The organism is Dellaglioa kimchii (genome assembly GCF_046115505.1).
In the GTDB taxonomy this organism is placed as follows: domain Bacteria; phylum Bacillota; class Bacilli; order Lactobacillales; family Lactobacillaceae; genus Dellaglioa; species Dellaglioa kimchii.
This window is the reverse complement of sequence record NZ_CP170736.1, coordinates 1,003,444-1,027,852: the sequence shown is the minus strand read 5'-3', so window position 1 is coordinate 1,027,852 and position 24,409 is coordinate 1,003,444. Positions and strand designations below refer to the sequence as shown.

The window sequence follows — 24,409 nt, the reverse complement described above, 5'->3', positions numbered from 1 at the left end:
ATTTTATAATGAATTAAATAACTTCAAAATGAAGAAGGTGGAATAGTGAAACAATTATTGATTGCACAAGATTTATCTAGTGTTGGTGGTGTTTCATTAGGGATTGCGGTGCCTGTTTTAGCTAGTTATCAACAGCGGACGACAGTGTTACCAACAATGTTATTAAGTAGTCATACAGGTGGGTTTGGATTACCAATAAAAGTAGATATATCACCATTTATACAAGCTTTTGAAGAACACTGGACAACTATTCCAGTTCAATTTACGGGCGCATATTTGGGCTATTTAGGGACGGTCGAAAGTATTAAAATGATGGGTATTCTACTAGATAAGTTATCTGATGATAAAACACTCACCGTTATAGATCCAGTTATGGCTGATCACGGTACGTTATACTCAGGACTGACAAACGGCTATGTAGATGAATTAAGCATGTTATGTTTAGCGCAAGCAGATTTAATTTTACCTAATTTAACAGAAGCTTACTTATTGGCAGACTGTAATTATCAGGAAAATCCTAGCGAAACAGAAATCAAAAAGTTACTAACACGTTTATTAAAGAAATTAAATTTAAAAGCGGTTATAATTACGGGAGTTACAAACCAGAAAAATCAAATTGGTGCTGTTTTTCTAACAAAAGATGGTGAATCAGGTTGGGTATTAAAAGCACGACGTGAGAATCATTATTTTGGAACAGGGGACTTACTAGCAAGCTGCGTAGTGGGTGAGTTAATGAGTGGTCATTCACTCAGAGAAGCATTGGAATTTGCAGTAGAAGTAACATGGAAAGCGATGAGTATTTCTGATAGTGAAGGCCTTGACCAAAGGTTAGGGGTTAATTTTATGAGTATTTTGCCCGATATTAACGATAGAATGGAAAAATAAAATGAGAAATGAAAGATTAAGAAGCATTATTTTAGCGGGATTGTTTGCGGCAATTATTTATATAGGTATCTCCGTTTTTAGAATTCCAATCCCAGCTATGGTGGGAAAACCATTTATTCACTTCGGGAATTCACTAGCAGCATTGGCCGTGATTTTTTTAGGGTTTAGCTACGGCACAATTGCAGGAGCGATTGGTCTGGGATTATTTGATATTTTGAATGGTTATGCGGATACATCGTATTTTACTGTACTAGAAGTAGTGGTCATCGCGTTACTAATTACGGGTGTAATGAAAGGATTAAAAAATTATCATGGTAAATATTGGATTATCATTATTGCTGCAACAGCAGGAATTGGTAAAATTGGGACGTCATATCTAGTTTCTATTGGTGAGGCAATGATTAGAGGTGTTAGTTTTAATGTTGCTGCTGTTCAGGCATTTTTAAGTTTACCTGCAACTGTTGTTAATTCAATCTCGACAATTATCATTGTTAGTTTATTATACGTACCCATTAAGCGATTGATGGTGAGGTTTAATCGGTAAAAAAGGCCAAATAAAAAAGGGTTGATGTGCGTGAGCTCACATTTACCCTCTATACAAATTGTCCAGATTGAACATATTTCATTTCTGTTGATAGGTTGGAAACGGCTGTTTCGATTGTTACCCCAGAACCTGAAATGGCTGGATTATTTTTTGAACTAGCAATAAAGATTTGTTTTTCAGTGTCTAAAGAAATCGTATACCAGTTTTTACTAAATGTTCCAAATTTCATAAGTGTGTATCCTCCGTGTTTCTATATCTTACTACCATGAAAGCGCATTCTACTTTCTTTGGTAGAAGCTTAGTATAGTACGTACATAAAATGAATGCAAGTCATTTGTTTTATATTAACCAAAAATTTTTTAAATAATATGAAGAAGTCTAAAAATGATAAAGGGATGATTTAATGCAAAAGCGAATATTCGTGATCACGGGTGCTCCAGGAACTGGCAAAACAACGATTAGAGACTATCTAACTAAACAATTTGATGCTAAAAAGGTGATTACCCACACAACAAGGCAACCAAGAGTTAATGAAAAAAATGGTCGCGATTATTATTTTGAAACTGATGAAACTTTTTTTAATTTTCATTATTTAGAACATGTTGAATATGATCGTCACTACTATGGTTCATCAAAGGAAGCGATAGATGTTGCTTGGTCAGAGTCAAAAAATGCGACAATTGTACTCGATACCGCAGGTGCCATTACGTATTCAAAAGAATTACCAAAAGAAACAGTTGTTTTATATTTGTGTGTATCTGATAATCAGATACTGCAAGATCGGTTAATTAAGCGGGGAGATACGATTCAAAATCGAAGTTTACGCTTAGATTCTGGTGAAGCAAAACGAGATATGAAACTTCCAGCAGATCTTGAAGGTATAGCGCATGTCATTATTAATGACGATTTAGTTGACGCAAAGAAACAGATTGATCAGTTAATTCAATCATTAGATTAAGAGTGATTGCTTTTTTTAGTTGATATGGTATTCTTCTTAAAGAGTAACCATTATTATTTAGAAATGGAGATAAGCCTTTTGACTGAATTAATTGATGATGCATTGCATATACTAAAAGAAAATAAATATAAAATTACGAAACAAAGAAAAAGTTTATTAACGTATTTAAGTCAATATGAGGAAGCTTATGTTGATGTTACAGTTGTGGATGACTATATGAGAAATAAATATCCAGGGATGAGTCATAATACAATTTATCGAAATATTAAAGAGTTTAAAGAAATGGGTCTTGTTGAACAACGAATGAATGGTGAACGAGCCTGTGTGAAATATCAATGTGATTTTAGTCATAAACATCACCATCATTTTATTTGTACCTCTTGTAGTAAGGTGGTTGAACTTGATAGCTGTCCGTTAGATTATTTTGTAAAACAATTACCAGGTTACAAAATAGAGGAACATAAATTTGAATTACATGGGATTTGTGATGAATGCCAAAAAAAATTATCGAAAAATTAAGTTTATCTTCGAATAAACTTCAATAACAAATGGTTTAATGGAAAAAGTACAAAATTGGAGTGAGAATTAATGGCATATAGAACGCCACCATTTATAACACCTTTTGCAATTGTTTCTATCGTACTTGCATTGGGCGCAACTAACGTTGTCGTTAATAAAACAACGAATACAAACGAAGGAGCAACAGTTTCTTCAGTAGCTTCATCATCATCGGAAACTAAACCTAAAGTAGACGATAAGTCGAGTTCCAAAGAAGTAAGTTCATCTTCTGAGACGAGTTCTTCTGAGTCGTCCTCTTCATCAGAAAGTTCAAAAGATGGGTCTAGTAGTTTAAGTTCTGCTGATGAAACATCAAACAAATCAGCAAGCACAAGTGCAGATAAAACAACGGATGATAGTAGTGCAGCAACAAGTACCGATGACACAACTGATTCAGACACTGATACAAGTACAGACACTGATACAAACGCGGATAAAGCTAGTGCGGCAACAAGCACAAGTGATAGCGCGAAGAATACTAAAACGGTAACGGATGACAAAGCTAATACAGAAACGACAAATACAGACTAAGGATTAGGAGGTAAATAAATGTTTAGTTTATTAGATTTAGCAAACCATTATTTAGGGTTTATTAACGTTAATTTAAAATTAAAAAATAGAATTTATACTGTTTTAGGTTTTCTTGGTAATTGGTATCTATTGTATATCGCATCACGATATTTCATAAATGGTTATTATGTTAGAGGTAGTTTGTTTATTCTTGCTTTTTTTGTTTTATTATATTTTATTGTTTTAAATGTTATTCATTATTTTACAAATAAAACAACTAAATTTGATCCTTCACCGAAAATCGAAAAATTATTGGGTGGCCCGCCTAAGGAAGAAATTGAAGGAGATAAACGGCGCCGAATGCAACCAGGTTATGTTCAAACGAACGGCCTATTTGATTCTAAAATGCTGATGCCAGCGACACTTAGGACAAATAGAAACGAAAAAGTAAATATTCAAAAAATTGCTGATCAAATGAAGCAAGTTAAGTATTCAGATTTTGATTATGATGGATTGTCAGATGATGCTATTATAAAAGAAATTCAGAAAACAGGAAAACCAGTGTCAGAGTTAGCACAGCCCGTTGCTTTTCCATTTTTTGAATTAAAAATAGAAGACGAAAAGATGAATGTTTACGCTGGAATGAATCAGATTGATAAACAATTGATTGGTCGTCTAACTCATGTCGGTTTATCTGATATTGAAACGGCTAAGGAACAATATGATATTTACTTAGCAACAGCAACTATTTATGGTGGTAATCAGAAGGTTGCTGGTCGATCATCAGTTATTGAAGAATCACATAAATTTCACGTTAAAGTTCAAATTGCCTATAAAGAAAAAGAAAATTAGTAAAAAAGTGATAGCAAATGACTACATTGCTATCACTTTTTTTGTGATTATATGGTACATTTAAAAAAGACTGCAATTAAACATCCATTTGGTAGTATAATTAAAGTATCACAAAAAAGAATAAAAGAGTTAAGAGAAGGGGATTGAGAGTATGGCAATGATCGAATTTAAAAATGTGGAGAAATATTACGATAAATTTCACGCATTGAAGAATATCAACTTAAAAGTTGAAGCAGGCGAAGTCGTCGTTATTATCGGGCCATCTGGTTCTGGAAAAAGTACATTGATCAGAACTATCAATGGTTTAGAGCAAGTTAACGAGGGGCAACTATTAGTTGATAATTTTGATTTAGCAGATAAGAAAACGAATATTGATAAAATCAGAAAAAATGTTGGGATGGTATTTCAACATTTTAACTTGTACGAAAACAAAACTGTTTTAGAAAATATTATGCTTGCACCACGTTTAGTTTTAAAACGGGATGAAGCTGAAAATAAAAAAATCGCAATGGATTTATTAAAAACAGTTGGACTTGATGATAAAGCACAATCATATCCTAGAATGTTATCAGGTGGACAATCGCAAAGAATTGCCATTGCCCGTAGTCTAGCTATGAAACCTAAGGCGCTATTATTTGATGAACCAACTTCTGCATTAGATCCTGAAACAATTGACGATGTTTTAAAAGTTATGAAAGATATCGCTAAAAATGATGGGATCACAATGATTGTTGTAACTCATGAAATGGGCTTTGCTCGTGAAGTAGCCGATCGTGTTATTTTCATGGCTGATGGTCAAATTCTTGAGGATGATACAACAGTAGAATTTTTCGACAATCCAAAAGAAGAACGTGCAAAAAAATTCTTGAGTAAAATTATTAAACATTAAGGAGCTCAAGACTGTGAGAGTGGGGATTAAAATATGAAACAATTAAGAAAAATTAGCTTATTGTTTATGAGTATAGCTATGGTATTAGTTATTGCAGGCTGTGGAGCGCAAAGTAAAGCCAACATTGCAACAACAGCTAAAGAAACAAAAACAATTAACTGGGGTGTTAAAGCAGATACGAAGTTATTTGGTTTAATGAACATCAAAACCGGTGAAATCCAAGGATTTGATATTGATATTGCTAAGGCAGTGACAAAAAAAATCTTAGGTAAAGATGGTAAAGCTAATTTTGTTCAGGTAACAAGTAAAACAAGAATTCCACTTTTGAAAAATGGAAATATTGATGCAATTATTGCGACGATGTCCATTTCTAAAGCTCGTGAAAAACAAGTTGATTTTTCTAACTCTTATTTTGCTGCCGGACAAGCTATTTTAGTTAAAAGAACAAGCTCAATTAAATCTGTAAAAGATTTGAATAAAGACGGTATGGTTGTTTTAGGTGTTAAGGGTTCAACTTCAGTTATTAACATGAAGAAGTATGCACCTAAAGCAGAAGTGCTGGAACTAGATGATTATGCGCAAGCATTAACCGCACTAAAATCTGGTCAAGGTGATGCTTTAACAACTGATAATGGTATTTTATATGGGATGGTTAAAGAGAATTCTGATTTTGCTGTTGTTGGTGGTACTTTTACGCATGAACCTTACGGAATTGCGATTGATAAAGGCCAAGGTGAATTTAAGAACGAAGTTAATAAGGCTTTAGCTGAAATGCGTGCCGATGGCTCATATGAAAAATTATTAAATAAATGGTTTGGCGATATTCCAGGATTTAGTGTGAAGGAGGCGAGTCAACAATGATTACGATTTTTACAGAACATTGGCAAGCCTTATTAACAGGACTTGGCTATACATTGTGTTCAAGTGTACTCGCATTATTTTTTAGTTTAATTATAGGTTCGTTCTTTGCAATTTTGGAAGAAATGCCATATCGAATTTTAAAAATTATTGCACGTATCTATATTGAAATATTTAGAAATATTCCGTTATTGGTTGTTGCAATGTTTTTCTACGTTGTGGTACCTATGTACGGTACGAATATCAACGGATTTACAGCTGGAACAATCGGACTAACGATTTACACATCTGCTTTTATTGCAGAAACAGTTCGTGCTGGGATTCGAGCTGTTGATCCTGGACAAATGGAAGGTGCTCGCTCAAACGGGTTAACATTCATGCAATCAATGTTTCATATTATTTTACCCCAGGCATTTAAATATGTGATTCCACCTTTGGGTAATCAATTCATTAATTTGGTCAAAAACTCATCAGTTTTAGCCTTCGTCGCTGGATTTGATTTAATGTACCAGGGTGATATTATCGCATCAACAACATTTGATACAATCAACACGTACATTATTGTTGGGGTGTTATATTTAATTATCACAATGCCATTAAGTTATTACATGAGACATTTAGAAAAGAAATTAAGTTAAAGGGGGTCTAGAAAAACATGTCAGATTTTATTGCAGCATATAGTTGGGAAAATATTCGTTACTTGCTACAAGGATTATTAGTAACAATCGAAGTTTCAGTTATTTCAATTATTTTCAGTTTTATTATTGGCGCTATTCTAGGCCTAACACGATATATTAAAGTAAAACGTTTATCTGCTATAGTTGGTTTTATAATTGATTTAATTCGAAATTTACCATTACTTTTAATCTTATTTTTCGTTTATTTTGGTTTAGCAAATGTTGGTATTCGGTTATCAATTTTCTGGTCAGCAACGCTAGCAATGACCGTTTTCGAATCAGCAATGTTAGCTGAAATTATTCGAAGTGGTATTCAAGCTGTCGAACCTGGACAAATGGAAGGTGCTCGCGCAAATGGCCTAACTTATTGGCAAGGTCTACGTGTGATTGTCTTACCACAAGCTTTAAAGAAAATGATTCCACCGTTGGTTAGTCAATTTATCTCATTAATTAAAGATACATCATTGGCTACTATCATTGTTTTACCAGAGTTACTGTATCATGCACAATTAGTATACGGTCAAAATACTAATTATGTTATTCCAATGTTCGTCGCTTTAGCAGTGATGTACTTCGTCGTTTGTTATGCACTATCATTGGTTTCAAGATACTTAGAAAGACGTTTAGCGTAGACAATAAAATAAAAATGGTTGTTAAAATCTATATAGATTTTAACAACCATTTTATTAGTTAGAAGTAGAATCGGTTTAAAATGATGGTTTGTTTGATTGAAAAGTGAATTAGAAAGAAGATGATGTAATGGTAAAAATTGCTGTTATTCTAGGTAGTTCAAGAGAGAATTCTATTGGTAAAAGGCTCATTAAGTATATTGAAGGAGTAGCAAAAAATCAGGATAATATTGAATTTTCATTTCTAAAATTAAGTGACTACCAGTTAACCTTTTTCCACGAAAAATTGGCACCTATGCAAAATGAAAATCGACAACTACCTGAAAATGAAGCACGATGGATAGCAGATGTAGCTACGGCAGATGGCTTTATTATCTTAACGCCTGAATATAATCATGCTATTCCAGCTGTTTTGAAAAATGCAATCGATTATTTAGCTTTTGAAGGGCAACGTAAACCAGTTAAAATTATGGGCTATTCAGATAATATGCGCGGTGCACAATTTGCAACAGCTGAATTAGTGCCTATTTTGAATCGATTAGGATTTATCACGCTGCCTGCACCAACATTATTGGGAATAGTTGATCAAATATTTACTGAAGATGGACAATTAATTGACGATGCTAAGTTAGCAGATTATACAAAAAATAAAATTGCTCAGACTTTACAAGAAATTAAATTTTATACACAACTTTTCGTGAATAATCCCTTTCCCGGAAAATGATGAATTAAAATAAAAATGTGTAATGACAATTATTGTCATTACACATTTTTGTTATAGATCTTTATTTTTATATGTTTCATATAAATAAACCGGGATACCGAGTGCAACAATTGTAAATGAAATTAAAACACCTACAATATCTGATTGAACTTCACTAACTAAAACGAAGGCTGCACCTAAGATAGCAACAATAGGTGTTATGGGGAACAATGGAACTGAGAAAACACGTTTTAAATCTGTTCCTTTATTCCGACGACGTAGAATAAAGAGGCCAACGAAAGTCATAACATAAAAGCAATAAACTGTAAAAATACAAATTTCAGATAAGCGATCAGCATCAAAAAATAAAATCATAATTGCTGCAATACTTAAGGCCACACATGTTGCAATAACAGGTGAATGTGATTTTGGATGTAAATAAGATATTTCTTTGTGGAAAGGTAATTGTTTGTTCTTACCCATTGCCCACATAATTCGAGGGAATGTCATAATTTTACCGTTCATACAACCAAGAATAGAAATAATGACACCGATATTCATAATTTTTCCACCAAGTTGGCCAAAGGCAATCTTAGCAAATTGTGGCGTTGCATTTTCACCTAGTTGATGGATTTGGCTGGCAGGCATGACACGCATGATACTGAACGAAACAAGAATATAAATAAGAAGAACAATTGAGATTCCTAAAACAATAGCTCTAGGTAATGTTTTTTTAGGATTTTTAATTTCATCCCCCATATTAGCAATCAGAATCCAACCATCATAAGCGAACAACGTAGCAAGGATACCAACACCAAAATTGTTTGTAGAATGACTGACAGTTGCAACAGACTGACCAAGTGCATTTGCATTGCCAAAAAATAAACCAAAAATAATAATAGCAGCAATTGGGAATAATTTACAAATAGTTGTAATAATCTGGAATGAAGCACCATAACGATTTGATAGCATATTTAGGAAGCCAATAGAAATGACTGCAATTAATGCGATTAAATGAGAATAACCAGCTGGAATACTAAAGAAGTCTACTATTAAAATGGCGAGGTATGCGCCTAATGCGGCAATCATAGCTGGTCCGTAAACGATAACTTGCATCCAACCAGCTAAGAACCCCCAAATTTTACCGTAAATTTTTTCCATGTAGATATATAATCCACCGGTTTCTGGAATTTGAGATCCAATTTCAGCAACAGTTAATCCGGCGGTTAAGGTTATGATACCACCACATAGCCATGCGAGCAGGGCATTTGTAGTAGAGCCGGTGTAGTCAAGTACCGAAGCTTGTTTAAAGAAGATACCAGAACCAATGACAGTTCCGATTACGATTGATAATGCTGACCATAGACCTAACGATCTGTTAAGTCCAACTGCTGGTTTTTTTTCCAAAATTGAATCCTCCTTTTCTAAAATGAATAGTTGCATTTTAGCATAACAGCGGGAATCATGCAATAAACTAGATACAATTATGACGACAAAAAAGAGTGTCTGAATCGGCTATTTTAGACCGATTCAGACACTCTTTTTATAGAATTGTTTTAAACGATGTAATCTTGTAATTGGTTCGCAATAATTTTTGGTGCATCAATTTTTAATTTTGTACCTGATTCTTCATAATCTGTTTCTAAGATAGTTGCCTTTTCATTGATTAGATCAACAAGTTGACCCTTATCAAATGGGATAAGAACAGTCATAATTTCGTTGTCTTTAAAGACGTTCTTTTTAATAATGTCTACCAATTGATTAAGTGATTTTTCATCACGAGCACTATAAGTGAATTTATCATCTGAGAAAGTAGGATAATCAATATTTGCTAAATCAGCTTTATTATAGGCATAAATCATTGGAATGTTTTCGACACCAATAGCTTTTAATGTATCTTCAGTTGTTTGGATCATTTCCTCAGCATGTTTGTCAGCCACGTCAATAACTTGGATAAGCAAATCAGCTTGTGCAGCTTCAGCCAAGGTTGTACGGAAAGCTTTGACTAATTGGTGAGGCAATTTGCTTACGAAACCAACAGTATCGCTCAATAAGATTTGTTTCTTATCTTCAAATTGAATATTACGGACGCTAGTATCTAATGTAGCAAACAACATATTCTTTTCAAAAACTTGTTTGTCATCATCTTGTCCTATTAGACGAAGTAATCCATTCATTGTCGTTGATTTACCTGAGTTAGTATAACCAACTAATGCTACAGTCGGAATACCAGATTTATCACGTTGTTTACGTCTAGTAGATTCTTCTTTGTCCATTTCAGCAAGATCTTTTTTAATATGGTTAATACGATTTTCAATGACACGACGATCTAATTCAATCTTCGTTTCACCAGCACCACGGTTAGCAAGTCCACCACCAGATTGTTGATCTAGTTTATCTTGCATCCCTCTTAAACGAGGTAATTGATATTGAAGTTGAGCCATTTGCACTTGGAGTTTTGCTTCGCGTGATTGTGCTCTTGAAGCAAAAATAGCCAAGATTAGGCCTGTACGATCCATAACTTCCATACCTGATGCAGCTTCAAGGTTACGAATTTGAGTTGGTGATAATTCGTCGTTTACAACTAAAATTTTCACACCTTGTGCTTCACTTTCAGTCTTAAATTCTTCTGCTTTACCTTTACCAAAGTAAAGGGCAGCAGTTGGTCGATCTAATTTCTGACGAATATCTTCAACAGCGTGCATGTTGTTAGCTTCAACTAATGCAGCTAATTCGGACATTGTATAATCTAAATTTTCCCGTTGTTTTTCGATACCAGCAATGAAAACGTCAATAACTGGTATTTCTGTAGAATAAGTTTCTTTCATGAGAACCTCCTCGTGGAACTTAATTAATAGGTTAAGTATAACATTTATTCAAAAAAATATTCGAACATCAAAATGAGTTAGTTGACTTAAATGAGAAAACAAGGGTTAAAATGGCTATATTCTCATTTTATCAACGCTTAAAATGATGTATGTAAAATATTTTATATAGATAAACCTGTATTTTAAAGGTGTTTGATGCTGAATTTAATTAAATTAGAGTTTAATGTTGATTTTAATCTTTTTCTAATGTAAGATAAACTTACGTTAAGAAAAGGTAAATAAAAAAGGAGAGGTCATATTATGAAGTTAAAGTCAGTTTTGAAATTAAGTGGTGTGCTAGCACTGTCTGTCATTGTCTTGGCAGCATGTGGATCTAAATCTTCATCTTCAGATAGTAAAGAACTCGCTGATAAACAGGTTATTAATTGGTCTGAAACAGCTGAATTACCATCGATGGATTTATCGACAGCAACAGATACCGTCAGCTTTAACATGTTGAACAATACCAATGAAGGTTTATATAAAATTGGTAAGAACAGTAAAGTGTCAAATGCACTTGCAACTAAAACAACCGTATCAAAAGATGGCATGACTTATACATTTAAACTTCGTGATTCGAAATGGAGTAACGGGGACGATGTGACGGCTAAAGATTTTGTTTATTCATGGCAACGGACCGTTAATCCTAAGACAGCTTCACAATATGGTTACCTCTTCTCAGGAATTAAAAATTATGATGCAATCAGCGCGGGTAAGATGGCACCATCAACATTGGGAATCAAAGCAACTGACAAACATACGTTAGTTGTAACGCTTGATAAAAAAGTACCATATTTCAAATTATTGATGGGCTTCCCAACATTCTATCCACAAAATCAAAAAGTTGTTGAAAAGTATGGTTCTAAATATGGCACACAAAGTAAATACATGGTTTACAATGGTCCATTTACATTAAATGATTGGACAGGAACTAACTTAACTTGGGACTTAAAGAAAAATGACACTTACTGGGATAAAAAAGCAGTTAAGCTAACACAAATGAATTTCCAAGTTTCTAAAGATAATACAACGAGCTACAATTTATACCAAAGTCAAAAATTAGATATGACGAATTTATCTGCTGAACAAGCTAAAACATTGAAAACAGATAAAGATTATATCACGCGTAAACAAGCATCAACGTTCTACTTACAATACAACCAAAAAAATAAATTATTTAATAACCAAAAGATTCGTCAAGCTATTTCATTAGTTATCAACAGAAAACAATTTGTTGATAAAATTTTAGGGGATGGCTCAACTGTTGCGACAGGTTTAGTATCATCAGGACTTGCTTCAAATCCTAAAACAGGCGAAGATTTTGCAAAAGAATCAACTGTTAAATCGACTGCGAATACAGATATTACTAAAGCAAAAGAATTATGGAAATCAGGATTAAAAGAAGTTGGTGTTACAAAAGCTAGTTTCTCACTTTTAAGTGATGATACTGATAAAGCTAAGAAAACAAATGAGTTTTTACAAAATGCGATTGAAGATAACTTAGATGGTGCGGATGTAACGTTAACAAATATCCCATTCAAATCACGTTTAGCAAAATCAAACAGTGGTGATTTCGATATTGTTGTTACAGCATGGGGCGCTGATTTCTCAGACCCAATCTCATTCTTAGATTTATTTACTTCAGATAATTCACAAAATGCAGGTAAATGGAAAAATAGTGAATATGACGCATTGATTAAAGCTTCAAAAACAACGGATGCAAGTAATGTAGACAAACGTTGGGATGATTTAGTTAAAGCTGAAAAAATCTTGATGAAGGATCAAGGAATTGCACCAATTTACCAAGTGGCTCAAGCTCAATTATTAAGATCAACAGTTAAAGGTGTTATCTACAATGGAGCTGGTGTCAATTACAATTTCAAAGATGCTTATGTTACTAAATAATTAATTAACGTGTTAAAATTTAACAAGTGAGAATTGGCCACCATGGCTAATTCTGACTTGTTTTAATTACATAATAAAGCAAAAGTGAGGGTCAGAATTATGGGTAAATACCTAGTTAAACGAATTTTTTATATGCTACTGACGTTGTTTTTAGTCGCAACCATTACCTTCTTTTTAATGAAGTTAATGCCTGGATCACCTTATGCGAATCAGCAAAAAATGACAACTGAGCAATTACAGATTATGAATGAACAATATGGATTGAATAAACCCGTATGGCAGCAATATCTCATTTACTTAGTGGGATTAGTTAAGGGCGATTTAGGAACGTCATTCCAGTACAGTAATCAACCTGTGTCATACTTAATCTCAAGTCGTATTGGACCATCCGGACAACTTGGATTACAAGCTATCATCTTCGGAATAGTTATTGGAATTGTGATTGGTGCCATTGGTGCTATTAACAAAAATACTTGGATTGATACTTCTTCAACAATTTTATCAATCTTAGGTATCTCAATCCCTTCATTCGTCTTAGCTGTTTTATTACAGTATTACGTAGGGTTGAAATTAGGTTGGTTACCAATTGCTGATTGGGGCGGATTCAGTTACACGATTCTACCGACAATTGCTTTAGGGGTTGGACCACTGGCGGAAACAGCCAGGTTCATTCGAACCGAGATGGTGGATGTCCTAAGCAGTGATTACATTGAACTGGCTAAGGCTAAAGGACTAACAAAGTTTGGCGTGGTATTCCACCATGCTTTACGTAATAGTTTAATTCCTTTAGTAACATTAATCGGCCCTTACACGGTCGCATTAATGACCGGTTCAATGGTTGTTGAAAATATATTCTCAATTCCTGGAATTGGTGAACAATTCGTAAAATCAATTTTGACAAATGATTTCCCCACAATCATGGGTGTTACAATGCTTTATTCAGCTGGACTAGTAGTTGTTATCTTATTAACAGATATCATTTACGGTATTATTGATCCAAGAATTCGATTAACTGGAAGGAGAAATTAACGATGGCAGATAAAATTGACCTACCAGTAGATGCATTTGAACCGTTAGATAAAAATAACGCTATTGATAATGAAAAAATTGCTGCACCGTCGTTGACTTTCGTTCAGGATGCTTGGCGTCGGTTGAAGAAAAATAAAGGGGCTTTTATCTCACTTTGGGTCCTGGTTGCAATTTTTATCTTGGCTTTTGGATCCCCCATTTTAGCACCACATAGTGCAACAGAACAAAATGTTGAGTACACAAATTTACCACCTAAAATTCCTGGTGTACCAATAGATGGATTAAATGGAAAGTTAAAAACATCATCAGGTAGCTGGTATGATGCTTATGAACAAAATAGTATTCCAAAAGATAAATACTTTATTTTAGGAACGGATGTTTTTGGACGTGATTTATTATCAAGAATTATGTATGGAACTAAGATTTCCTTAATCGTAGCACTAGTTGCCGCATTAGTTGATTTAGGAGTCGGGGTTGCTTATGGAATCTTGTCCGGTTGGCGTGGCGGACGTGTTGATACAGTCATGCAGCGGATCATCGAAATTATTTCGTCGGTACCTAACTTAGTTGTTATTGTTTTAATGTTATTGGTTTTCAAGCCAGGTTTAACGTCAATTATTTTAGCAATTGCGGTGACTGGTTGGACAACAATGGCCCGATTAGTTCGGGCACAAACGTTGAAATTAAAAGATCAAGAATATATTCTTGCTGCTCGGACTTTAGGCGAGTCACCTGTAAAAATTGCAGTGAAACATTTACTACCTAACTTATCGAGTGTAATCATTATTCAAACGATGTTTACAATTCCTAGTGCTATATTCTTCGAAGCTTTCTTGAGTTTTATTGGAATTGGGATTAGCGCGCCTCAAGCTTCACTTGGTTCATTATTGAATGATGGTCAAAAGAATTTCCAATTTTTACCATACCAAATGTGGTATCCAGCAATTGTTTTATGTATTATCATGGTTGCCTTTAACTTATTAGGTGATGGACTCCGTGATGCCTTTGATCCAAAAACGAAAGAGTAGGTGTTGAAAAATGACAGAAAATATTTTAGAAGTTAATAATCTAGAAATTAATTTTCATACGTATGCTGGAGATGTTAAAGCCATACGTGATGTTAGTTTTCATCTGGCTAAAGGTGAAACTTTAGCAATCGTTGGCGAATCAGGTTCCGGTAAATCCGTTACAACAAAAAGTTTAATGGGATTATTAGCTAATAATGCAGAAGTTATGGGTGGAGAAATTCTTTTTCATGGTGAAGATTTACTTAAAAAATCAGAAAAACAAATGGAAAACATTCGTGGTAAAGATATCGCAATGATTTTCCAAGACCCAATGACTTCTTTAGATCCTACTATGAGAATTGGTAGACAAATTGCTGAACCATTAATGAAGCATAAACATGTAAAAAAAGAAAAAGCAATGGCGCAAGCCTTGGAAATTTTGAAATTAGTTGGGATTACAGATGCTAAGAAACGCTTTAAGGATTATCCACATCAATTTTCTGGTGGACAACGTCAACGAATTGTTATTGCGATTTCATTAGTTTGTTATCCAGAAATTTTAATTGCTGATGAACCAACAACAGCTTTGGATGTAACTATTCAAGCACAGATTTTGGAATTAATGAAAGAGTTACAAGCAAAAATTGAAACATCAATTATTTTCATTACCCATGATCTAGGGGTTGTTGCTGGTATGGCTAATCGTGTAGCAGTTATGTATGCAGGTCGGATTGTTGAATATGGGACAGTCGATGAGGTCTTTTATAATCCACAACATCCCTATACTTGGGGGTTATTGAATTCAATGCCAACACTTGATAGTGAACATCTATACGCAATTCCAGGTACACCTCCTGATTTATTGGATCCACCAAAAGGGGATGCGTTTGCCGCTCGAAATGAGTACGCTATGAAGATTGATACAGAACAACAACCACCATTCTTTGATGTTTCACCAACACATGCAGCAGCTACATGGTTGTTGCATCCAGATGCACCTAAAGTAACGCCGCCAGTTGAAATTCAAAGACGGTATAAAATTTTTGCAAAACAACAAGAAACAAAAATTAAAGCGAATCAAAATTTGGTAGAAAACTAAGGAAGGGGAGCTGAACATGGTGGAACAAAAGAAAAATAAAATTTTAAAAGTCCGTCATTTAAAACAGTATTTTAATGTCGGCAAACCGGACGAAGTGAAGGCTATCGATGATATTTCATTTGATATTTATGAAGGCGAGACATTTGGCTTGGTGGGCGAGTCAGGGTCTGGTAAAACAACAACAGGTCGTAGTATCATCAATTTATATGAACCAACTGATGGTAAAATTGATTTTGATGGTGTCGATATTCGTAAAATTAAATCTAAAAAAGATAAATTAAAATTTCGTCGTGATATGCAGATGATTTTTCAAGATCCGTATGCATCATTAAATCCACGAATGAAAGTTAAAGATATTGTGGCTGAAGGAATTGATATTCACCATTTAGCTTCTAACGATGAAGCACGTGCAAAACGCGTTGAAGAGTTATTAGAAACAGTTGGATTGAATAAAGATCATTCTAGCCGCTACCCCCATGAATTTTCAGGTGGCCAACGCCAACGAATTGGTATTGCTCGCGCTTTGGCTGTGGAACCTAAGTTTATCATCGCAGATGAACCTATTTCTGCGTTGGATGTTTCAATTCAAGCACAGGTTGTTAACTTGTTGAAGGAATTACAAATTGAACATAATTTAACATATTTGTTTATTGCACATGATTTATCAATGGTTAAATATATCAGTGATCGAATTGGTGTGATGCATTATGGTAAGTTATTAGAAATAGCCCCTGCAGACGAAATATATACACATCCTTTACACGATTATACAGCCAGTTTAATCTCGGCCGTTCCTGTTCCTGACCCTGAATTTGAACGTAATCGCATTCCAGTACCATACGATTCGTCAGTTGAGGCAGATGGTAAAAAACGTCGAATGGTTGAAATTTCGCCAGAACATTTTGTTTTAGCAAGTGAAGATGAAATCCCCATGTATAAGGAACGAGCTGCCAATGTTTTGGTAGAAGAAGCTGAATAATAAATCAGAAAGATCTTTTCAAGAATTTTTGAAAGGGTCTTTTTTGACTTCAAAAAGGGTGTAAACTATTAATTGTATGAATGACTTAAGTAAATTAAAAAAAGTATAAAATTTTAGGTAATTATGCATAAAAATAATGTATACTAGATGTATTAGAATTAGGTAACGACATAACTATTTTTTGGATTTGGGAATGAATGAAAGGTTCAAATAAAGCGTTATGTGGAACAAAGGGTTTTATATGGTGGGGAGAATGGGAGCACCCAACATGGTAGATGATACAGAAGTATATAATGAAGCATACAAAGAATTACCGTATGATGTACAATTACTTTTTCAAGAGGGTCGTCTCTGTGAAAAAGATAATGATTTAGCCGTTCTATTCGATTTATTTATTAAAAGTACAATTAATTTTACTGAATTCTATGGATTTAACGATGACAGAAAGCAGCTATTTGATGAAATGAAACAAAATCCAGAAGAGGCAGCACAGTTAATTAAGCAATATCGGTATTATCGTAATTGGTTCGAAAAATATCAGGCTAATATTAATTGTTTTTCAAAATTAACATTTCTAACTGTCTGCGAATGGTATGAGGGTCAGCAAGTATACGCACGTAATAATTAAGAAAATGTGATCGTATAAGAAATCGAATAGAAAAATGGTAGAATATAAAATTAATTTAACTTAAAATGCGAACTTAAAATATACGGTAAGCTTAACAATATTGTTAAGCTTTTTTTGTTTTTATAAGGACGTAGAAAAAATTAAAATAAATAACAAGCCAAGTACTTGTTATCGATGAGAAAGGTATGGTATATTGATTGCAATTATCGGGGGGTAATCGAATGAGTTTAGGTGAAGGGGCAAAAAATGTAAACGCATTACCGTATGATGTAAGGCTATTATTAGAGGAAAGAAATATTCCAGAGAATCAAATGAGTTGGGAAATTATTTCTGATTTGTTTCTTGAAAGTATCGCGACTTACACAGAATTTTATGGATTTAATGAGGATCGAAGAGCACTATTTAATGACTTAAAAAATGATAAAAATGAAGCTAATCAAATTATAACAACCTACAAGGAATATCGTGAGTGGTTCAAATGCAATCACGTTCATTTTGAAAATCTAGAAGATTTTAGATTTTTAACGATTTGTGAGTCAATAGGTGTAGATGGCGTAAAGATAATAGAAGATAGTAAAAAAACATAACTTCTTCCATAGCATTATCAGCTAGGTGAGTGTACAAATGTGTCGATGTTTGCCCAATTGATGCATTCAAACCCCTCACGTGGCCAATGTATGGCTGAATTTTATGGGGTGATAGGCGTTCGCCGTGAGCTTCACCATATTATGTTTTTAGGAGGGAAAACTATGATATATAAAATCGGAGAATTTTCTAAACAGGTTGGATTATCAATAGATACGCTTCGTTATTATGAAAAAGAGAAGTTAATTGTTCCACATCGGAAAGAAAATAATCTCAGAATTTATACAGATGATGATAGAACTTGGATTGAATTTATAAAACGTTTGAAGAGTACAGGGATGTCAATCCGAATAATCCGAGAATATGCTATTCTGCGATATAAGGGTGATGAAACCATTTCACAGAGAATGGCTTTGCTATACGATCAGCGTCATCGTCTAGAAGACGAACAAGAAAGTCTTCAAGAACATATAAACTTCATCAATAAAAAGATTAGTATATATCAGAAAATGGAAAAGAAAATTTATAATACTAATTGACATGGAGTGAACTCCAGACTGTATTGTTACTCCTGTAGTAAAAAATTATTGGAGGAACAAGCGATGACAGAAATTGACAGACTTGAATTAGGAAAGAAAACATTAAATATGGTGGATGGCCCAGCAGCTGACAATGTAATGAATTCTCTAAAAGATATCGCACCTGATGTCGGGAAATACATCTTTGAATGGGCATTTAGTGATATTTACAATCGACCAGAATTAGATTTAAAACAACGTGAGATGGTGACCATTACTACATTACTAACGCAAGGAGATACTGCTGCTCAACTCAAGGTACACATTAATGGCTCTTTGAATGTTGGTCTGACTAAAGAAGAAATTGTTGAAACATTCATTCATTGTCTTCCGTATGTTGGTTTTCCAAAGGTATTAAATGCTATCAATATTGCAAAAGAAGTATTTAAAGACCGAGAATAATCACAGATAAATTCGATCATCATGAAAATTTTTACAATGTATATTTGATTTTTATACAAAGTGAAAATAACCCTAAACTAAAATTTAATATACTCAAGCAAAAAAAGGCATTGGATACTGTTAAATAAAGTATCCAATGCCTTTTTTTCTGAGTAAATACTATTTTTGAATTTAATCTTTAATACCGTCTCTTTTACGTTCACGTTCAGCAATCATTGGCATAATAAATCCAAGACCGATAAGAACAACGACACTAATAATATTGATAGCTAATTGGTAGTAGAATAGTGAGCTACCCATCTCGACATCTTGAGGAATAATCCCAAAGATTGTTGCCAAAACAGTAACAACTAAACACCATAAACCAACAGCGTAAGCTAATTTGTCATTTTTAATGAAGACATATTCTGATGGATATTTAGCACTATTTTTACGGATCTGCATGAAGGCAAAGAAAATCCAACAAGTGACACCTGGTGAAATAATCCCATTCAAGTTCAGTAACCAATTAAAAATTGTGTTCATATCTGGTAAGAAGACACCCAAGAAAAGAATGAAGGCACTTAGAGTACAGGTTAAAATGTACCCATTAATTGGTAACCCATCTTTGTTAACTTTAAGTAATTTCTTAGGCATATAACGAGCGCCTGTGTCAGAGATAAGCATGCGAGTCATAGCGTCAAGAAGAACAGCTAGAAGGGCACACATGTACACAATCTGAGTAATAGCGAAGGCATACATTAACCAACTACCCATATGAAATTGATCTCCTAAACGAAGGAATGCGTAGTACGAACCGTTCATTTTAAAATCATTAGGAATATTATGAGCATTGAAGAAAATCCCGAGTGCGAATGAGCCGAAAACTGTTAAAAAGATTGTCATAACGGTTAACATAATCATGGCTTTAGGGAAATCTTTTTTAGGCTTTTTCATTTTTGTGACAAATGGCGCAATTAATTCTGCACCATTAATCGCATAAATTAACAAACCGATTGTTGTGAAGTAATGTAAATCAAATTTAGGAATTAATGTGTGCCAACTCATATTTGTTGTTGCAATACGACCTGAAGGTGTTAATAATGAGCCAAATGCCATTACAACGTATAAAATTGTGAGGATGAACATGGCACCACCACCAATAAGACCTAAAAATTCTAATGAACCTTTGAAGAAACGTTGAACAAAAATGAAGCCAACAAAGATTACTAATGTTATTAACGCGAACATAGCTGTTGATAGACTATCTTCGAGTGCATTACTTCCGTTAAATAACCAACCGAAGCCAACAACAACTGAGTTTGCGGTATCAACAACATAAGGAATAGAAGCAGCCCAATAAGTCCAAGCTGTAAAGTAACCTAGCTTTTCACCACGAGTTCCGCGAACCCATGAACTTAAACCGCCACCCTCTGAATTAAAGACCGAACCTAATTGTCCTACCATTAAAGAGTAGGGAATTACATATAATAGCAATAAAATGATCCAAGATGTAATAACGCCCATACCTTGATTTTGAAAGTTATAGACGATATCGTCGAAGCCAATAACTGTTACGAATGACATTAATGCCAAAACTGGCCACGATATAAATGTTTTTTTCTCGTTTTCCATAAGTACCTCCCAATATAAATAACTATGTAAATTAAACTAACAATTTATAAGTATAGTGAATTGACTAATTAATTTCCATGGAAAATTAAATTAATATAAAATGTAATCGGTTTAATGAGAATTGAGTTAGGAATAAAAGATAATAAAAATTGCTTTTTACTGTGTACTATGTATAATAGTACACATACGGTAACGTGATAAACATAAACGGAGGACTAATGAAATGAAAGAAATAGTTGTAAGCGCAAAAGATGTTAAAAAAGTTTACGGTAAGAATAAAGAGAAAAAAACGGAAGCCTTAAAAGGAATTAATTTTTCTGTCGAACAGGGTGAATTTATTGGTATTATGGGGGCTTCAGGGTCTGGTAAATCAACATTATTAAACTTATTATCAACGCTAGACCAACCAACTTCAGGACAGATAACAATTAATAATCAGGATATCTCAATGATGCGTGGAGATAAACTATCAGATTTTAGAGCACAACAGATTGGCTTTATTTTCCAAAGTTTTAATTTACTAGATAATTTAACGGCAGCTGAAAATATAACATTGCCACTATCATTACAGAATGCATCTATTTCTAAATATCAAGAACGTATTGATAAATTAACGAAAACACTGGGGATAGATAGTGTTCTTGGACAATTTCCAACTGAATTATCTGGTGGTCAAAAACAACGAGTTGCAGCAGCTCGTGCTTTAGTCCATAATCCCGCAATCTTATTAGCAGATGAACCAACAGGTGCTTTGGATTCTAAAAGTGCAAAGTCACTTCTATCAACGATGGAAAGTTTAAATAAAAATGATCAAGTATCAATTTTGATGGTGACTCATGACGCTGTTAGTGCGAGTTACTGTCAACGAATTCTCTTTATTAAAGATGGTAAGATTGGTCGAGAATTGATTCAAGGAACGAATACGCGAACAGAGTTTTATCAAGAAATTTTAAATGAACTAGCTAAGAGTGAACAATAATTTTAAGAAGGGAGGAAACAATATGTTATTAAAATTATCCTTAACTGGAATTAAGAGTCGCTTTAAAGATTATCTAATCTTGTTATCAGGACTCATTATGGCTTCAGCAATCTTTTATATGTTTGAAGCATTAGCAACTAATCAAGAATTTATTAAACAAAATGCGACGATAAAATTTGCAGCAATGATTTTCCAAGTAGGTTCTGTACTACTTGCAATTATTACACTGTTTTATATTATCTATGCGAATACATTTTTAATGAGCATGCGTCAAAGAGATTATGGGATGTTCATGATGTTAGGTGCTAAAAAGCGTAAGATTGGACGCTTAATTTTCACTGAAACTTTAATTATTGGCTTAATTGCAACAGCTGTTGGTATTTTAGTTGGTATTGGACTGACATATGGCGTTAGCCAATTTTTAGTAGATAAAATGGATCTTGCACCGCATTCTTTTCAAGCTTTTTATTTCCCAGCAATTCTAATAACAATGCTTTTCTTCGTTATTCTTTTCATGATTGCTGCTATATTTAATCGACAAAGCTTGTTAAGAACGCCTATCTTAAAATTATTAAATGAAGCAGAGCAACCACAAGGTAAAAAGCTAAAATCATATAATATCTTAATTCAAAGTATCCTAGGATTAGGTTTAATTGCAAGTGGTTACTATTTATTAAGTCATTTAGCACTGTTTCAAATGGCTGGATTTATTGGATCAGTCGTGACAATTTTGATTGGGACATTTTTAATTTTCAATTCATTATTTAGTGGATTAGTCCAATTATTAAAACGTAATAAAGGATTTTCTGAGAAGCAATTAAATACCTTTTTATTAGGGCAACTTAGTTTTCGATTAGGTTCTTTAAATCGGGTTTTAACAATGGTTGCGATGCTATTTGCACTAGCACTAGGCGCAATAACTGTTGGGATGGGATTCTCTGGTGTGGTTGATCAAACAGCTACTTCTACTTCCCCATATGATGTTGTTGTCCAAAATCCATCAACAAAAGAGAAAAAATTACTTAGTCAATTGACTGGTAAAAAAGAGTCCGTTTATGAAGCAAAAAAAGTTGGATCTGTCCGTTATTTTAAAAAATCTGATTTTGTGAAATCACCATTGTACACGCTTGATTTCACGGAAACGGGAACGGCTACCGGTAAGTTTATTAAAGTTGATCCTGTTAAAATGACAGCTAAAAATGAGGATAATCTATGGGGAAATGCTGTTAGAACGACATTGGAATCCCCTGATATGTTAGATCCAGTACTTGTCTCTGACTCATCATTTACAGCTGTTTCGGCGAAGACACAACGTATTTATACGGTTAGATTAGCATCATTTAAAGATAATAAAGAAATTTTAAAAGCATTGAGTGAAGAGATACCTAAAAATCAGTTAGATAATTCATCTTATTTTATGAATAAGTATGTTGTATATCAGTTGGCTAACGGTATTTATGGCGGATTGGAATTCATTGGATTCTTCTTAGGCGTTGCGATGTTGGCAATGTTAGCAAGTGTTCTCATGTTTAAAATATTGTCTAGTGCGGCAACGGACAAGAAACGATATGATTTATTGAACCAACTAGGCGCCAAACAACGACTAATGAAAAAATCAATTAGACGCGAAATTGGCATCTTATTCTTCTTACCTGGAGTTGTCGGTGTTATTCATGTTTTATTCGGATTGCAAATGTTTAAGGAATTAATTCCAGATCCATATACACATATAACGATTCCATTTATCATTTTTGCAGTTCTCTATTTGGGATATTATTGGGTAACAGTTACCTTATATAAAGGGATTGTATTAAAAAAATAAAAAAGAGGTGAATATTCAGTTTTTAAAACTGAATATTCACCTTTCTTTATTTAGATGGGTTGTTCGCCAAAATTACCATAATAGCTAACTTCAATTGTATCGGGATGAACGATTAATTTAGTGACGCTACCATTTTTAGGACTTGATGAAATATCAATGTCAGGTGCATAACGTGAAACAATACTCCTAATTGCTGTCCCGTGACCAACTAATAGAACGTTGTCATTATTATTTTGGTTAGTGCGTAAAAAATCAAAAGCATGATCGTAGCGATTCCAAAATTCTTGGTCATTTTCAGCTAAATTAAAAGGGTCAGCACTTTTTATGAAATCACGTGAGTCTTCGATGGAATATTTTTCAAGAATATCATTGAAGGTTTGACAATTAAAAGGTGTACCAACTGTTTGCATAACAGCTGCAGTATCTTGGCCTTCAAATGAGCCATAATATTCTTCTCTAAACAGTGCTGTTTCAATTGGTGTTAGCTGTTTATTTCCTTCAACATTTGTTTCACTTAAAATATGACTTAGTGTTTTTTTTGTGCGCATTGTGTCACTGCGATAAATAGCATTAAACGATTTATCTCGTAAAAGTTTTCCTGAATGTGTGGCATCGTTGATCCCCTTATCTGTAAGTGGAGAGTCACACCAGCCTTGCATTCTTTGGAGAGAGTTAAAAAAAGTTTGGCCATGACGGACCATATAAACGGTAAATGACATATGAAATCCTTTCATAAATAAATATTTAATTTGTAAATAAAAAGGTACTTAGAGCTGTCTGGTTTTTGATGAATAGTCTTACTTAATGCATTAATTTTAGAAAAAGAAAAGACTTTTATTTTATTTAAACCAA

General features: G+C 33.8%; 27 protein-coding genes. 22 read left to right on the top strand and 5 right to left on the bottom strand.

The genetic code is table 11. The annotated features are described in order from the left end of the window. Window positions 1-45: 45 nt before the first annotated feature. Both ACE83Q_RS05170 and ACE83Q_RS05165 read left to right on the top strand, forming a co-directional pair. Complete coding sequence (locus tag ACE83Q_RS05170) at window positions 46-885, top strand: pyridoxamine kinase (protein WP_409021675.1); 840 nt, start codon at window positions 46-48, stop codon at window positions 883-885. 1 nt (window position 886) lies between these two features. Beyond that, window positions 887-1,429 carry an ECF transporter S component gene (locus ACE83Q_RS05165; protein WP_409021674.1) on the top strand — a complete coding sequence of 181 codons (543 nt, stop codon included), beginning with the start codon at window positions 887-889 and terminating at the stop codon, window positions 1,427-1,429. A 49-nt stretch (window positions 1,430-1,478) separates the two neighbouring features. On the opposite strand, the gene ACE83Q_RS05160 is transcribed toward ACE83Q_RS05165, so the two are convergent. Further along, window positions 1,479-1,658 carry a hypothetical protein gene (locus tag ACE83Q_RS05160; protein ID WP_409021673.1) on the bottom strand — a complete coding sequence of 60 codons (180 nt, stop codon included), beginning with the start codon at window positions 1,656-1,658 and terminating at the stop codon, window positions 1,479-1,481. Window positions 1,659-1,832: 174 nt separating this feature from the next. Here ACE83Q_RS05160 and ACE83Q_RS05155 point away from each other — a divergent pair, with 174 nt between their 5' ends. From ACE83Q_RS05155 to ACE83Q_RS05115, 9 genes are all read left to right on the top strand, one after another. Then, the gene (locus tag ACE83Q_RS05155) at window positions 1,833-2,387 is read left to right on the top strand and encodes a guanylate kinase (protein WP_409021671.1); all 555 of its coding nucleotides are present in this window, start codon (window positions 1,833-1,835) and stop codon (window positions 2,385-2,387) included. A 78-nt stretch (window positions 2,388-2,465) separates the two neighbouring features. Next, on the top strand, window positions 2,466-2,906 hold the full coding sequence (locus tag ACE83Q_RS05150; RefSeq protein WP_409021670.1) for a Fur family transcriptional regulator: 441 nt from the start codon (window positions 2,466-2,468) through the stop codon (window positions 2,904-2,906). Between the two features lie 69 nt (window positions 2,907-2,975). Further along, on the top strand, window positions 2,976-3,476 hold the full coding sequence (locus ACE83Q_RS05145; protein WP_409021669.1) for a hypothetical protein: 501 nt from the start codon (window positions 2,976-2,978) through the stop codon (window positions 3,474-3,476). Window positions 3,477-3,494: 18 nt separating this feature from the next. Then, complete coding sequence (locus ACE83Q_RS05140; protein ID WP_409021668.1) at window positions 3,495-4,307, top strand: DUF6681 family protein; 813 nt, start codon at window positions 3,495-3,497, stop codon at window positions 4,305-4,307. A gap of 151 nt (window positions 4,308-4,458) precedes the next feature. Continuing rightward, window positions 4,459-5,196: an amino acid ABC transporter ATP-binding protein gene (locus tag ACE83Q_RS05135; RefSeq protein WP_409021667.1), complete on the top strand. Its 738-nt coding sequence runs from the start codon at window positions 4,459-4,461 to the stop codon at window positions 5,194-5,196. Window positions 5,197-5,229: 33 nt separating this feature from the next. Then, a complete protein-coding gene (locus ACE83Q_RS05130) occupies window positions 5,230-6,057 on the top strand; it encodes a glutamate ABC transporter substrate-binding protein (protein ID WP_409021666.1) in 828 nt (275 codons plus the stop codon). Further along, window positions 6,054-6,692 (top strand): amino acid ABC transporter permease, encoded by a 639-nt coding sequence (locus tag ACE83Q_RS05125; RefSeq protein WP_409021665.1) that lies wholly within the window; start codon window positions 6,054-6,056, stop codon window positions 6,690-6,692. The genes ACE83Q_RS05130 and ACE83Q_RS05125 overlap by 4 nt, the downstream gene beginning before the upstream one ends. Window positions 6,693-6,709: 17 nt before the next feature. Further along, entirely contained in the window at window positions 6,710-7,363 is a 654-nt protein-coding gene (locus ACE83Q_RS05120) for an amino acid ABC transporter permease (RefSeq protein ID WP_409021664.1), read from the top strand. Between the two features lie 127 nt (window positions 7,364-7,490). Continuing rightward, window positions 7,491-8,084, top strand: a complete 594-nt coding sequence (locus ACE83Q_RS05115; RefSeq protein WP_409021663.1) for an NADPH-dependent FMN reductase — start codon at window positions 7,491-7,493, stop codon at window positions 8,082-8,084. 51 nt (window positions 8,085-8,135) lie between these two features. Here the strand turns inward: ACE83Q_RS05115 and ACE83Q_RS05110 are convergent, their stop codons facing one another. Together ACE83Q_RS05110 and hflX are read right to left on the bottom strand one after the other, a co-directional pair. Continuing rightward, window positions 8,136-9,473, bottom strand: a complete 1,338-nt coding sequence (locus tag ACE83Q_RS05110; protein WP_409022817.1) for an APC family permease — start codon at window positions 9,471-9,473, stop codon at window positions 8,136-8,138. Window positions 9,474-9,619: 146 nt separating this feature from the next. Then, window positions 9,620-10,891 (bottom strand): GTPase HflX, encoded by a 1,272-nt coding sequence (gene hflX / locus ACE83Q_RS05105; RefSeq protein WP_409021662.1) that lies wholly within the window; start codon window positions 10,889-10,891, stop codon window positions 9,620-9,622. 300 nt (window positions 10,892-11,191) lie between these two features. On the opposite strand from hflX, the gene ACE83Q_RS05100 reads away from it, so the two are divergent. The 9 genes from ACE83Q_RS05100 to ACE83Q_RS05060 all read left to right on the top strand — a co-directional run bounded on the left by ACE83Q_RS05100 (window position 11,192) and on the right by ACE83Q_RS05060 (window position 19,142). Then, window positions 11,192-12,835 carry a peptide ABC transporter substrate-binding protein gene (locus tag ACE83Q_RS05100; protein ID WP_409021661.1) on the top strand — a complete coding sequence of 548 codons (1,644 nt, stop codon included), beginning with the start codon at window positions 11,192-11,194 and terminating at the stop codon, window positions 12,833-12,835. Window positions 12,836-12,934: 99 nt separating this feature from the next. After that, complete coding sequence (gene opp3b, locus ACE83Q_RS05095) at window positions 12,935-13,864, top strand: oligopeptide ABC transporter permease (protein WP_409021660.1); 930 nt, start codon at window positions 12,935-12,937, stop codon at window positions 13,862-13,864. A 2-nt stretch (window positions 13,865-13,866) separates the two neighbouring features. After that, on the top strand, window positions 13,867-14,892 hold the full coding sequence (gene opp3C, locus ACE83Q_RS05090; protein ID WP_409021659.1) for an oligopeptide ABC transporter permease: 1,026 nt from the start codon (window positions 13,867-13,869) through the stop codon (window positions 14,890-14,892). 10 nt (window positions 14,893-14,902) lie between these two features. Further along, complete coding sequence (locus tag ACE83Q_RS05085) at window positions 14,903-15,970, top strand: ABC transporter ATP-binding protein (protein ID WP_409021658.1); 1,068 nt, start codon at window positions 14,903-14,905, stop codon at window positions 15,968-15,970. Window positions 15,971-15,986: 16 nt separating this feature from the next. Next, the gene (locus ACE83Q_RS05080; protein WP_409021657.1) at window positions 15,987-16,949 is read left to right on the top strand and encodes an ABC transporter ATP-binding protein; all 963 of its coding nucleotides are present in this window, start codon (window positions 15,987-15,989) and stop codon (window positions 16,947-16,949) included. Window positions 16,950-17,217: 268 nt separating this feature from the next. After that, window positions 17,218-17,577 carry a hypothetical protein gene (locus tag ACE83Q_RS05075; protein ID WP_409021656.1) on the top strand — a complete coding sequence of 120 codons (360 nt, stop codon included), beginning with the start codon at window positions 17,218-17,220 and terminating at the stop codon, window positions 17,575-17,577. A gap of 221 nt (window positions 17,578-17,798) precedes the next feature. Beyond that, window positions 17,799-18,164, top strand: a complete 366-nt coding sequence (locus tag ACE83Q_RS05070; RefSeq protein WP_409021654.1) for a hypothetical protein — start codon at window positions 17,799-17,801, stop codon at window positions 18,162-18,164. 162 nt (window positions 18,165-18,326) lie between these two features. Continuing rightward, the gene (locus ACE83Q_RS05065) at window positions 18,327-18,701 is read left to right on the top strand and encodes a MerR family transcriptional regulator (protein ID WP_409021653.1); all 375 of its coding nucleotides are present in this window, start codon (window positions 18,327-18,329) and stop codon (window positions 18,699-18,701) included. 63 nt (window positions 18,702-18,764) lie between these two features. Continuing rightward, window positions 18,765-19,142, top strand: coding sequence for a carboxymuconolactone decarboxylase family protein (locus tag ACE83Q_RS05060; protein WP_409021651.1), 378 nt, complete (start codon window positions 18,765-18,767; stop codon window positions 19,140-19,142). Window positions 19,143-19,313: 171 nt separating this feature from the next. Here ACE83Q_RS05060 and ACE83Q_RS05055 read toward each other — a convergent pair whose 3' ends face one another. Then, window positions 19,314-20,756: an APC family permease gene (locus ACE83Q_RS05055; RefSeq protein ID WP_409021650.1), complete on the bottom strand. Its 1,443-nt coding sequence runs from the start codon at window positions 20,754-20,756 to the stop codon at window positions 19,314-19,316. 223 nt (window positions 20,757-20,979) lie between these two features. Here ACE83Q_RS05055 and ACE83Q_RS05050 point away from each other — a divergent pair, with 223 nt between their 5' ends. Both ACE83Q_RS05050 and ACE83Q_RS05045 read left to right on the top strand, forming a co-directional pair. Beyond that, window positions 20,980-21,735, top strand: a complete 756-nt coding sequence (locus tag ACE83Q_RS05050; protein WP_409021649.1) for an ABC transporter ATP-binding protein — start codon at window positions 20,980-20,982, stop codon at window positions 21,733-21,735. A gap of 22 nt (window positions 21,736-21,757) precedes the next feature. Next, entirely contained in the window at window positions 21,758-23,557 is a 1,800-nt protein-coding gene (locus ACE83Q_RS05045) for an ABC transporter permease (protein ID WP_409021648.1), read from the top strand. Window positions 23,558-23,607: 50 nt separating this feature from the next. Here the strand turns inward: ACE83Q_RS05045 and ACE83Q_RS05040 are convergent, their stop codons facing one another. Next, complete coding sequence (locus ACE83Q_RS05040; RefSeq protein ID WP_409021647.1) at window positions 23,608-24,291, bottom strand: histidine phosphatase family protein; 684 nt, start codon at window positions 24,289-24,291, stop codon at window positions 23,608-23,610. Between the last annotated feature and the right edge of the window lie 118 nt (window positions 24,292-24,409).